The organism is Streptomyces sp. NPDC058741 (assembly GCF_042746715.1).
In the GTDB taxonomy this organism is placed as follows: Bacteria; Actinomycetota; Actinomycetes; order Streptomycetales; family Streptomycetaceae; genus Streptomyces.
Window position 1 is genome coordinate 24,782 of sequence record NZ_JBHYQH010000052.1, and the last position, 11,568, is coordinate 36,349.

9 protein-coding genes are annotated in these 11,568 nt (G+C 72.6%); 6 read left to right on the forward strand and 3 right to left on the reverse strand.

Features of this window, described 5'->3' with window-relative positions; all coding sequences use genetic code 11:
* Nucleotides 1–132: 132 nt before the first annotated feature.
* Complete coding sequence (locus ACFW6P_RS28735) at nt 133–3,141, reverse strand: bifunctional [glutamine synthetase] adenylyltransferase/[glutamine synthetase]-adenylyl-L-tyrosine phosphorylase (protein WP_386425330.1); 3,009 nt, start codon at nt 3,139–3,141, stop codon at nt 133–135.
* Between the two features lie 263 nt (nt 3,142–3,404).
* On the opposite strand from ACFW6P_RS28735, the gene ACFW6P_RS28740 reads away from it, so the two are divergent.
* Nucleotides 3,405–3,854, forward strand: a complete 450-nt coding sequence (locus tag ACFW6P_RS28740) for a VOC family protein (protein ID WP_386358686.1) — start codon at nt 3,405–3,407, stop codon at nt 3,852–3,854.
* A gap of 73 nt (nt 3,855–3,927) precedes the next feature.
* A complete protein-coding gene (locus tag ACFW6P_RS28745) occupies nt 3,928–4,554 on the forward strand; it encodes a glyoxalase (RefSeq protein WP_386358684.1) in 627 nt (208 codons plus the stop codon).
* 208 nt (nt 4,555–4,762) lie between these two features.
* Here ACFW6P_RS28745 and glnA read toward each other — a convergent pair whose 3' ends face one another.
* Complete coding sequence (gene glnA / locus ACFW6P_RS28750; protein ID WP_363120788.1) at nt 4,763–6,124, reverse strand: type I glutamate--ammonia ligase; 1,362 nt, start codon at nt 6,122–6,124, stop codon at nt 4,763–4,765.
* A gap of 294 nt (nt 6,125–6,418) precedes the next feature.
* On the opposite strand from glnA, the gene ACFW6P_RS28755 reads away from it, so the two are divergent.
* Nucleotides 6,419–7,606, forward strand: a complete 1,188-nt coding sequence (locus ACFW6P_RS28755; RefSeq protein WP_386358681.1) for a globin domain-containing protein — start codon at nt 6,419–6,421, stop codon at nt 7,604–7,606.
* Nucleotides 7,607–7,751: 145 nt separating this feature from the next.
* Here ACFW6P_RS28755 and ACFW6P_RS28760 read toward each other — a convergent pair whose 3' ends face one another.
* Complete coding sequence (locus tag ACFW6P_RS28760) at nt 7,752–8,186, reverse strand: RrF2 family transcriptional regulator (protein ID WP_386358680.1); 435 nt, start codon at nt 8,184–8,186, stop codon at nt 7,752–7,754.
* Between the two features lie 193 nt (nt 8,187–8,379).
* Between ACFW6P_RS28760 and ACFW6P_RS28765 the strand changes: the two genes are divergently transcribed.
* The 3 genes from ACFW6P_RS28765 (at nt 8,380) to ACFW6P_RS28775 (ending at nt 11,475) form a co-directional block, all read left to right on the forward strand.
* A complete protein-coding gene (locus ACFW6P_RS28765; RefSeq protein ID WP_386358678.1) occupies nt 8,380–9,042 on the forward strand; it encodes a DUF3105 domain-containing protein in 663 nt (220 codons plus the stop codon).
* Nucleotides 9,039–9,659: a DUF305 domain-containing protein gene (locus ACFW6P_RS28770; RefSeq protein WP_386358676.1), complete on the forward strand. Its 621-nt coding sequence runs from the start codon at nt 9,039–9,041 to the stop codon at nt 9,657–9,659. The genes ACFW6P_RS28765 and ACFW6P_RS28770 overlap by 4 nt, the downstream gene beginning before the upstream one ends.
* Before the next feature lie 61 nt (nt 9,660–9,720).
* Complete coding sequence (locus ACFW6P_RS28775) at nt 9,721–11,475, forward strand: NAD+ synthase (protein WP_386358674.1); 1,755 nt, start codon at nt 9,721–9,723, stop codon at nt 11,473–11,475.
* Nucleotides 11,476–11,568: the final 93 nt, after the last annotated feature.

The window sequence follows — 11,568 nt, forward strand, 5'->3', positions numbered from 1 at the left end:
AGGCGGTGACCGGCAGGTGGCCCGGGCCGGGCTCCGGGGCGACGGCGAGCCCGTACCCCGGAGCAGGGCATGCGGCGAGGACGAAGCGGCGGCGCGGACGAGTTCCTGAACGGGCCGGGCTCCCTCTCGGGGTCACCGCCCGGTGACCCCGTAGAACAGTTCCTCCACCACGCCCCGCGCCCGGCGCGCCGTGCGCCGGTACGCGTCGAGCATGTCGCCCGCGTGGCCGGGTCCGTAGCCCAGGTACCGCCCGACGGCGGACAGCTCCCTGGGCTCCGTCGGGAACGTGTCGCCGGCCCGGCCGCGAACCAGCATCACCGCGTTGCGGACGCGGGTCGCGAGGACCCAGGCCTCGTCGAGGGTGGCGGCGTCCTCGTCGGTGATCAGCCCGGCCGTGCGGGCGGCGTCGAGGGCCTCGCGGGTGCGGGTGGTGCGTAGGCCCGGCTCCCGCGCGGCGTGCCGCAGCTGCGTCAGCTGCACGGTCCACTCCACGTCGGACAGACCGCCCGGCCCCAGCTTGGCGTGCAGCTTGGGGTCGGCGCCGCGCGGCAGCCGCTCGGACTCCATCCGGGCCTTCAGCCGCCGGATCTCGCGCACGGCGTCGTCCCCGAGCCCGTCGGCCGGATAGCGCAGCGGGTCGATCAGCTCGATGAACCGGCGCCCGAGGTCCGCGTCGCCGGCGACCGGCTCGGCCCGCAGCAGCGCGTGCGACTCCCAGGTCAGCGACCAGCGACGGTAGTAGGCGGCGTAGGAGGTGAGGGTGCGCACGAGGGGTCCGGACTTGCCCTCCGGGCGCAGGTCGGCGTCGATGAGCAGGGGCGGGTCGGAGCTGGGGATCTGCAGCAGGCGGCGCATCTCGGATACGACCTTGCCGGCCGCCTCGGAGGCCTCCCGCTCGTCGACGCCGTCCTGGGGCTCGTGCACGAACAGGACGTCCGCGTCGGAGCCGTAGCCCAGCTCATGGCCGCCGAACCGGCCCATGCCGATGATCGCGAACCGGGTGGGCAGGTCGTCGCCCCAGCCGTCCCGGACGACCGCGCGCAGCGTGCCGGCGAGGGTCGCCGCCGTCAGGTCCGACACCGCCTCCCCGACCCGGTCCACGAGGGCGCCCTGGTCGGCCTCGGCGGGCTGCTCCTCGGTGCCGTAGGAACCGACGATGTCGGCGGCGGCCGTGCGGAACAGCTCGCGGCGGCGCACCCCGCGGGCGGCCGTGACCGCCTGGGCCGCGTTGTCGGCCCGCCTCACGGCGGCGAGTATCTCCTGCTCCAGATGGGCGCGGGAGCGCGGTTCGAGGCCGCCGCCGTCCCCGTCGCCGAGCAGCGCCACCGCCTCGGGCGCCCGCATCAGCAGGTCGGGCGCGAGGCGCCCGGCGGACAGCACCCGGGCGAGGTTCTCCGCCGCGGCGCCCTCGTCGCGCAGCAGCCGCAGGTACCAGGGGGTCTTGCCGAGCGCGTCCGAGACCTTGCGGAAGTTCAGCAGGCCCGCGTCCGGTTCGGCCGAGTCGGCGAACCAGCCCAGCAGGACGGGCAGCAGCGTGCGCTGGATGGCGGCCTTGCGGGTGACGCCGGAGGCCAGTGCCTCCAGGTGGCGCAGGGCGGAGGCCGGGTCGGCGTACCCGAGGGCGACCATGCGCTCCCGGGCCGCCTCGGCACTGAGCCGGGCCTCGCCGGTGGCGAGCTGGGCGACCGCGTCGAGCAGCGGCCGGTAGAACAGCTTCTCGTGGAGCCGGCGGACGACGCCGGCGTGCCGCTTCCACTCGCGGAGCAGTTCGGCCACCGGGTCGGCGCGCAGCCCGAGGGAGCGGCCGATGCGGCGCAGGTCGGCCTCGTCCTCGGGGACGAGATGGGTGCGGCGCAGCCGGAACAGCTGGATCCGGTGCTCCAGGGACCGCAGGAAACGGTAGGCCGCGTCGAGCTGGGCGGCGTCGGCGCGGCCCACGTACCCGCCCGCGGCGAGGGCGCCCAGTGCGTCGAGGGTCGTGCCGCTGCGCAGGGAGGTGTCGGCCCGGCCGTGCACCAGCTGGAGCAGCTGCACGGCGAACTCGACGTCCCTGAGGCCGCCCGGGCCCAGCTTCAGCTGGCGGTCGACCTCGGAGACGGGGATGTTCTCCACGACCCGGCGGCGCATCTTCTGCACGTCGGGCACGAAGTTCTCGCGTTCGGCGGCCTTCCACACCAGGGGCTGGAGGGCGGTGACGTACTCGGAGCCGAGGACGGGGTCGCCGGCCACCGGGCGGGCCTTGAGCAGGGCCTGGAACTCCCAGGTCTTGGCCCAGCGCTGGTAGTAGGCGAGGTGGCTGGAGAGGGTCCGCACCAGGGGGCCGTTCCTGCCTTCGGGGCGGAGGTTGGCGTCCACGGGCCAGATGGATCCCTCGACGGTGGTCTCCGAGCAGATCCGCATCATGTGCGAGGCGAGCCGGGTCGCGGCCCGGATCGCCTTCGTCTCGTCGGCCCCGTCGACGGCCTCGCCGACGAAGATGACGTCCACGTCGGAGACGTAGTTCAGCTCGTGGCCGCCGCACTTGCCCATGGCGATCACGGCGAGCCGGCACATCCCCGCGTCCTCGGGCGCCGCCGCCTCGGCGAGCCGGAGGGCGGCGCGCAGGGTGGCGGTGGCGAGGTCGGCCAGCTCGGCGGCGCACTGGGCGACGTCCGTGGTGCCGCAGACGTCCCGGGCCGCGATGGACAGCAGGCAGCGCCGGTAGGCGACCCGCAGGGAGACCGGGTCGGTGGCGTGGGCGAGACCGGCCTCGAACTCCTCCACGCCGGGGTGCAGGTCGTGCGCCTCGTACATGACGAGCGCCTGCCAGTCCTCCGGGTGCCGGGTGAGGTGGTCGGTGAGGGCGGTGGAGGCGCCGAGCACGCCGAGGAGCCGGTCGCGCAGCGGCTTGGCGGAGATCAGCGTGTCGAGCAGCTCCTGGCGGGCGCCGGAGCCCTGCTGGGCCTCCAGCAGCCGCACGAGGCCCAGCAGGGCGAGGTCGGGGTCGGCGGTGGCGCCGAGCGCGTCCAGCAGCACGGGGTCGTCGCGCAGGGGCGCGAGCTCGGGGCTGTCCAGCAGCCGCTCGGCGGCGGAGGCGTCGGTGAAACCGTGCCGCAGCAGCCGTGTGAAGGTACTGCTCCTGCGCCCCGGCGCCGCCGTCATCCGGGCCTCCCTCGAACGTGTCCTCGGACTTCCCTCGGATCAAGGTCGTACGGCTTTGAGCCTAGCCGCAGAGCCGGCGGCGAGCGCCGCGAGTTCGCCAGGCGGACGCCGGGCGGGCCGGGGCAGCCGGGAAGCGCGCGGTGGCGCCGGGCACCGTTTTCGGTTTCGGTGTGGGAGAGCCGTCGGTCGCACGGGGCTGCGGCCAGCCCGACGCGATGCCCGACGAAGCCGCCTGCCGCGATGCCCGACGAAGGAGTCACGCCATGGACGTCACCCTGGAAGTCATCCCGCTGCCCGTGACCGACGTCGACCGGGCCCGGGACTTCTACCGGGACAAGGTCGGCTTCCACCTGGACATCGACCAGGAGGTCATGCCCGGGGTGCGGATCGTCCAGCTGACCCCGCCCGGCTCCGGCTGCTCCATCGCCCTCGGCGGGTCGATCTGGGAGATGACCCCGGGCCCCACCCCGGCCCCCGGCACCTACCAGGGGCTGCAACTGTGCGTCGCCGACATCGAGGCGGCCCGTGCGGAGTTCGTCGCCCGCGGCCTCGACGTCTCGGAACCGGTGCGGTACGCCCCGGACGACGGTGCCACGTTCATGCACTTCCAGGACCCGGACGGAAACGGCTGGGCGGTGCAGGAGTACCGCCGCCGCGCGACGGAACCGCTGCACGCGCTGCTGGCCGGCCTGAGGCGGCAGCGGCAGGACTGAGCTCTCACCCCGTGGGCCCCGCCGGTCAGGAATCGAGAAGCCGGTTCCGCGTGCCGCGGCTAGCGTCGTTGCCATGACTTCCCTCGCTTGCGTCACCCTCGAGGTGACCGACCTCACCGCCGCCGAACGCTTCTACGCCACCGCCTTCGGCCTGGGCGAAGAGCTGCGCCTGCGGACCTCGCAGGCACCGACCACCGGCTTCCGCGGCTTCACGCTGTCCCTCGTGACCGCCCAGCCCGCCGACGTCGACGCGCTCGTCGAGGCCGCCGTCCAGGCCGGTGCCACGACGCTGAAGCCCGCCGCCAAGTCGCTCTGGGGCTACGGCGGCGTCGTCCAGGCCCCGGACGGGACGATCTGGCAGATCGCGTCGTCGTCGAAGAAGAGCACCGGCCCCGCGACCCGGCGGTTCGACGAGATGGTGCTGCTGCTCGGCGTCGAGGACGTGAAGGCCAGCAAGCAGTTCTACGTCGGGCACGGCCTGACCGTGGGCAAGAGCTTCGGCGGCAAGTACGTCGAGTTCGCCACCGGCTCCGCTCCGGTCAAGCTGGCCCTATACAAGCGCCGCGGCCTGGCGAAGGTCGCCGGCGTCTCGCCCGAGGGCACGGGCTCCCACCGGCTCGTCATCGGCAGCGACACAGGCACCTTCACGGACCCGGACGGATTCGTGTGGACGCCGGCGTCGACGACGGCGTCGGTGTAGAAGGCGACCGGGCGACATCCAGGGCCGGATCCGAGGAGCTCATGAGAACTGGACGGCATCGCGGCCTGCCGAAGGAGCTCCCGGCGGCGCCGACACGTCGCCGGACGGCCCGCACACGCCCCAGGGCCAACGAGACGCCACGGGGCCGCCGGTCCACGACCGTCGGCCCCGTCCGCCGAGACAGCGGAGAACCCGCCCCGACCTGCCCCTACAACGCCGGAAGGTTCTTCCGCAGCTCGAACGCCGTGACCTCGCTCCGGTACTCCTCCCACTCCTGCCGCTTGTTGCGCAGGAAGAAGTCGAAGACGTGCTCGCCGAGGGTCTCGGCGACCAGGTCGCTGCGTTCCATGAGGGTCAGGGCCTCGCCGAGGTTCTGCGGGAGGGGCTCGATGCCCATCGCGCGGCGCTCGGCGTCGGACAGGGCCCAGACGTCGTCCTCGGCGCCGGGCGGGAGTTCGTAGCCCTCCTCGATGCCCTTCAGGCCCGCGGCGAGCAGGACCGCGTAGGCCAGGTAGGGGTTGGCGCCGGAGTCGAGGGAGCGGACCTCGACGCGGGCGGAGCCCGTCTTGCCGGGCTTGTACATCGGGACGCGGACCAGTGCCGAGCGGTTGTTGTGGCCCCAGCAGATGTAGGAGGGGGCCTCGCCGCCCGCGCCCGCCGTGCGCTCCGCGCCGCCCCAGATGCGCTTGTAGGAGTTGACCCACTGGTTGGTGACCGCGGAGATGTCCGCGGCGTGCCGCAGCAGGCCGGCGATGAAGGAGCGGCCGACCTTGGACAGCTGGTACTCCGAGCCGGACTCGTAGAACGCGTTGCGGTCGCCCTCGAAGAGGGAGAGGTGGGTGTGCATGCCGGAGCCGGGGTGCTCGGAGAAGGGCTTCGGCATGAACGTGGCGTGCACGCCCTGCTCGAGCGCCACCTGCTTCATGACGAGGCGGAAGGTCATGACGTTGTCGGCCGTGGACAGCGCGTCGGCGTACCTGAGGTCGATCTCCTGCTGGCCCGGCGCGCCCTCGTGGTGGGAGAACTCCACCGAGATGCCCATCGACTCCAGCATCGTGATGGCCTGGCGTCGGAAGTCCATGCCGACGTTGGTCGGGGTGTGGTCGAAGTAGCCGGAGTTGTCGGCCGGGGTGGGGCGGGAGCCGTCCAGCGGGCGGTCCTTCAGCAGGAAGAACTCGATCTCCGGGTGCGTGTAGAAGGTGAAGCCGAGGTCGGAGGCGCGGGCCAGGGCGCGCTTGAGGACGTAGCGCGGGTCGGCGAAGGACGGGGAGCCGTCCGGCATGAGGATGTCGCAGAACATGCGGGCCGTGCCCGGGGCCTCCGCACGCCAGGGCAGGATCTGGAAGGTCGACGGGTCCGGCTTGGCGATCATGTCGGACTCGTACACGCGGGCGAAGCCCTCGATGGCGGAACCGTCGAAGCCGATGCCCTCGTCGAAGGCCTGTTCCAGCTCGGCCGGGGCCACGGCGACGGACTTGAGGAAGCCCAGCACGTCCGTGAACCACAGGCGTACGAACCGGATGTCGCGCTCCTCCAACGTCCGGAGCACGAACTCCTGCTGCTTGTCCATCTTCCGCTTCCCCATCCTTGCTGGTCAGGCCGCCTGTCTTCCGCACCACGGGAGGCGGTCGGGCACCTGAGCATCCCACCACACCACCATTTCGTACGCGTTGCGGACCATGATCGCCCGTCCGGCGGGGGTAGGACGACTCGCGCACGGCGGGTGGACTGCTCCTGCGCCCATAGTGCCTGCTCGCCCCTGCATCCGTAACGGCCGGACCCGCGCGCTGCCCCACCGCCTTAATTTGCATCTCAGATGCCATTTTAATTACCGTACGCACAGCCGAGCCCTGAAGGAGCCCTGATGCTGTCCGAGCAGTCCGCCGCCACCGTCCGCGCCACTCTCCCCGCCGTCGGCGCGGCCCTCGGCACGATCACCGAGCGCTTCTACGCCGGTCTCTTCGAGGCCCGTCCGGAGTTGCTGCGCGACCTGTTCAACCGGGGCAACCAGGCCGCCGGCACACAGCGGCAGGCGCTCGCCGGTTCCGTCGCCGCGTTCGCGACGCACCTGCTGGAGCACCCGGGACAGCGGCCGGACGCGATGCTGCAGCGCATCGCCCACAAGCACGCCTCTCTCGGCGTCACCCCGGAGCAGTACGCCGTCGTCCACGAGCACCTGTTCGCCGCGATCGCCGAGGTGCTCGGCGACGCGGTCACGCCCGAGGTCGCCGCGGCCTGGGACGAGGTCTACTGGCTGATGGCGAACGCCCTGATCGCGGTGGAGAAGCGACTGTACGAGGAGCGCGGCGGGCACGCCTGGCGGCGCTGGGAGGTCGTCGAGCGCGTCACCGAGACCGTGGACGTGGCCACGTTCCGGCTGCGGCCCGTCGACGGCGGCCCGGTGCGCGGCTTCCTCCCCGGCCAGTACGTCTCCGTCCGCGTCGCCCTGGCGGACGGCGCCCGGCAGATACGCCAGTACAGCCTCTCCGGCGCGCCGGCCCCGGCCCTGAGGCAGATCAGTGTCAAGCGGGTGCACGGCGGCGGCGAGCCGGACGGCGAGGTCTCGAACCTCCTGCACGCGCGCGTGCACGTGGGCGACGTCCTGGAGCTGTCCGCGCCGCACGGCGACCTGGTCCTGGACGCCGGGCCCGACACGCCCCTGCTGCTGGCCTCGGCGGGCATCGGCGTCACGCCGATCGTGGCGATGCTGGCCCACCTCGCCGACTCGGGGCAGCGGGCCCCCGTCACCGTCGTCCACGGCGACCGCTCACCGGCCCACCACGCGCTGCGCACCGACCACGAGACCTACGCGGCCAAGCTGCCCGACTCCGCCCTGCACCTCTGGTACGAGCAGGACGCCCCCGCCGGGACCCGCTCCGGCCTGGTCGACCTCACCCGCGTCCCGGTCGCCTCGGGCACGCGCGCGTACCTGTGCGGGCCGCTGCCCTTCATGCGGGCGGTCCGGACCCAGCTGATCGCCCGGGGCGTGGCCCCCGCCGACATCCACTACGAGGTGTTCGGGCCGGACCTGTGGCTGGCGGGCCAGGAGTAGGAGGACGGCCTGACGGCGCTTCGCCCGCCGCGCGCGGCCGGCCCGGGATCACACCCGGGCCGGCCGCGTCCGCGTATGCCTTCCGGCGACGGCGGCGTATGGCCTTCCAGGGCCGGCGGCGTAAGCCTTCCCGGCGACGGGGGCATCAGGGGCCGCGCGAGATCCCCAGCAGCAGCGCCCCCGTCGGCTCCGCGACGATGTCGGCGACCGTGATCGGGTCCAGGGAGGCGAAGAACGCCTCCTGGGCCTGCCGCAGGGCACCGCGCAGGCGGCAGGCGGACTTCAGGGGGCAGGGGGTGGGGCCCTCGCAGTCGACGACGTCGCCCGTGCCCTCGAAGGCGCGGACCACGTGGCCCACGGACGCCGTCCGGCCCCGCTCGGTGAGGGCGAGACCGCCGCCACGGCCCCGGCGGGCCTCCAGCAGGCCCAGGTGCTGCAGCTCGGCGACGACCTTCGCCAGATGCGTGTACGGCACGTCCATGTCCTCGGCGACGCCGCGCGTGGTCGGACTCGGCCCGTCCGCGACGGCGAGCCGCATCAGGACGCGCAGGGCCAGGTCGGTGGAGCGCAGCAGCCGCATACACGCAGCGTAGATAAGGGGAATCTGCTGTTCAAATTATCCGGCGGGCGGACGGCGGCGAATCCGGTGAAGCTGTCGTGGAGCCACCGGTGCCGTATCGATTCGGCCCGTTCCGGGGACACCCTGCGAGGCGCCTCGTCTCCCCCACTACGATCAGGCCACCCGACCGTCACTTTCCCCCGAAGGACACCTCATGGGCTCCGCCAACCAGAGCAGCACCGGACGCAAGGCGCGCATAGAGGAGATGCGGCGCGCCGAGCAGGCCCGTGAGCGCCGCAACCGGATCCTCGTCGTCCTGGCCGGTGCGGTGGTCGCGGGGGGCCTCGTCGCCGGTGGTGTGGTGCTCTTGCGGTCCCAGTCCGACGGCGGCGACACCGCGGCGAGCGACTCCTCGGGCAAGGGCAGGTTCGTCACCGGCAAGGACGGCGTGAAGACCTGGCAGGGCAAGCTGTCCCGCAATCACGTCGCCAAGGCCGTGAAGTACGCCTCCCAGCCGCCGGTCGGCGGAGACCACAACCAGGTCTGGATGAACTGCAACGGCGACGTCTACACCAAGGAGCTGAACAACACCAACGCCGTGCACTCGCTGGAGCACGGCGCTGTGTGGGTGACGTACAACGCCGACGCGGAGAAGGCCGACGTCGACGCGCTCGCGGCGAAGGTGAAGAAGACGCCGTACACGCTGATGAGCCCGGTGGACGACCAGAAGGACCCGATCATGCTCTCGGCCTGGGGGCACCAGCGCACGGTGACGGGCGCGAGCGACCCGGACGTGGACTCGTTCTTCGAGAAGTTCGTCCAGGGCGAGCAGACCCCGGAGCCGGGCGCCGCCTGCACGAACGGGCTCTCGCAGTGAGGCAGGCCGGCCTGGTCGCCGGGGCCGCGGCGGCGGCGCTCGTCGCGGCCGGCGCGATCACCTACGCCGTCGCGGGGGACGACGGCGGCACGGCGAACCCCTCCGCCGGGTCCGCGGACGCCGGTTTCGCCCGGGACATGGCGGTGCACCACCAGCAGGCCGTGGAGATGTCGTACCTCGTGCGCGACCGCACCGAGGACGAGGAGGTGCGGCGTCTCGCGTACGACATCGCGCAGACGCAGGCCAACCAGCGCGGCATGATGCTGGGCTGGCTCGACCTGTGGGGTCTGCCGAAGGTGTCGTCCGAACCGCCGATGACCTGGATGGACATGGGCGGCATGGCCTCCGGCGAGGACGGCGCCCTGATGCCGGGCATGGCCACCGACGCGGAGATGAGGAAGCTCGGCGAGCTGAACGGCAAGCGGGCGGAGATCTACTACCTCCAGCTGATGACGGACCACCACAAGGGCGGCGTCCACATGGCCGAGGGCTGCGCGCAGCGGTGCACGGTCGAGGTGGAGAAGCGGCTCGCCCGGGGCATGGTGGAGGCACAGCAGTCGGAGATCGGGCTGATGGCGGACCTGCTGGAGCAGCGGGGAGCCGCGCCGCGCTCCTAGGATGGGGCCCGCGTGACCCACACCACCCCATTGTGTCGCTCTGACGATTACACTGGCCGGCGTGCCTCAACTACGTCTCGCCCTGAACCAGATCGACGCCCGCGTCGGTGACCTCGCCGGGAACGCGGAGTCGATCGTCCGCCGGACCCGGCACTGCGCCGACCAGGGAGCCCATCTCGTGGCGTTCCCGGAGATGGTGCTGACCGGGTATCCCGTCGAGGACCTGGCCCTCAGGTCGTCCTTCGTGGAGGCCTCCCGGGCGGCGTTGCGCTCTCTCGCCGCCCGCCTGGCCGACGAGGGCTTCGGTGAGCTGCCGGTGGTCGTCGGCTATCTCGACCGCAGCGAGACCGCCCAGCCGAAGTACGGCCAGCCGGCCGGCGCGCCGCAGAACGCGGGGGCGGTGCTGTACGGCGGCGAGGTGGTCCTGCGCTACGCCAAGCACCATCTGCCGAACTACGGCGTCTTCGACGAGTTCCGCTACTTCGTGCCCGGCGACAGCATGCCGGTGCTGCGCGTGCACGGCGTGGACGTCGCCCTGGCCATCTGCGAGGACCTCTGGCAGGACGGCGGCCGGGTGCCCGCCGCCCGTTCGGCACGCGCGGGCCTGCTGCTGTCGATCAACGCCTCCCCCTACGAGCGCGACAAGGACGACACCCGCCTGGAGCTGGTGAGCAAGCGGGCCCAGGAGGCCGGCTGCACGACCGCGTACCTCGCCATGACGGGCGGCCAGGACGAACTGGTCTTCGACGGCGACTCGATCGTGGTCGACAAGGAGGGCGAGGTCGTGGCGCGGGCGCCGCAGTTCTCCGAGAGCTGCGTGGTCCTGGACCTCGACCTGCCGGCGGCCTCGCCCGACGCCCCGGCGGGTGTGGTGGACGACGGTCTGCGCATCGACCGGGTGGTGCTGTCGGAGGAGCCGCTCGCCCCGTACGAGCCGGAGCACACGGGCGGCTACGCGGAGCGCCTCGACGACGACGAGGAGGTCTACTCGGCGCTGGTCGTGGGCCTGCGGGCGTACGTCGCGAAGAACGGCTTCCGGTCGGTGCTGATCGGCCTGTCGGGCGGCATCGACTCCTCGCTGGTCGCGGCGATCGCGTGCGACGCGGTCGGCGCGGAGAACGTGTACGGCGTGTCGATGCCGTCGAAGTACTCCTCGGACCACTCCAAGGACGACGCCGCGGAGATGGCCCGCCGCACGGGACTGAACTACCGCACGGTCCCGATCGAGCCGATGTTCGACGCGTACATGGGCGCGTTGGGCCTGACGGGCCTGGCGGAGGAGAACCTCCAGTCCCGTCTGCGCGGCACGCTGCTGATGGCGCTCTCCAACCAGGAGGGCCACATCGTCCTGGCCCCGGGCAACAAGTCGGAGCTGGCGGTCGGTTACTCGACCCTCTACGGCGACTCGGTGGGGGCGTACGGCCCGATCAAGGACGTCTACAAGACGTCGGTCTTCCGCCTGGCGGAGTGGCGCAACCGCGCCGCCCGGGAGCGCGGGCAGACCCCGCCGATCCCGGAGAACTCCCTGACCAAGCCCCCGAGCGCCGAGCTCCGCCCGGGTCAGGTCGACACGGACTCGCTGCCGGACTACCCGGTGCTGGACGCGATCCTGGAGCTGTACGTCGACCGCGACCGCGGCGCCGACGAGATCGTGGCGGCGGGCTACGACCCGGAGCTGGTCGCGAGGACGCTGCGCATGGTCGACACGGCCGAGTACAAGCGGCGCCAGTACCCGCCGGGCACGAAGATCTCGGCGAAGGGCTTCGGCAAGGACCGCCGCCTGCCCATCACCAACGGCTGGCGCGAGTCGCTCTGACGGCTCGGCCTCGTGACGCGCGTGCGTCTGCCCCCCTCGCGCGACGGGGGGCGACGCCCCCGCGGGGGGCGAGGCACCCGGGGGGGCCCACAC

Bases quoted from the DNA above. Each gene is read 5' to 3' on its own strand.
- ACFW6P_RS28735 (WP_386425330.1), bottom strand. From the start codon at position 3,141: ATGACGGCGGCGCCGGGGCGCAGGAGCAGTACCTTCACACGGCTGCTG.
- ACFW6P_RS28755 (WP_386358681.1), top strand. From the start codon at position 6,419: ATGCTGTCCGAGCAGTCCGCCGCCACCGTCCGCGCCACTCTCCCCGCC.
- ACFW6P_RS28765 (WP_386358678.1), top strand. From the start codon at position 8,380: ATGGGCTCCGCCAACCAGAGCAGCACCGGACGCAAGGCGCGCATAGAG.
- glnA (WP_363120788.1), bottom strand. From the start codon at position 6,124: ATGGACAAGCAGCAGGAGTTCGTGCTCCGGACGTTGGAGGAGCGCGAC.
- ACFW6P_RS28745 (WP_386358684.1), top strand. From the start codon at position 3,928: ATGACTTCCCTCGCTTGCGTCACCCTCGAGGTGACCGACCTCACCGCC.
- ACFW6P_RS28760 (WP_386358680.1), bottom strand. From the start codon at position 8,186: ATGCGGCTGCTGCGCTCCACCGACCTGGCCCTGCGCGTCCTGATGCGG.
- ACFW6P_RS28740 (WP_386358686.1), top strand. From the start codon at position 3,405: ATGGACGTCACCCTGGAAGTCATCCCGCTGCCCGTGACCGACGTCGAC.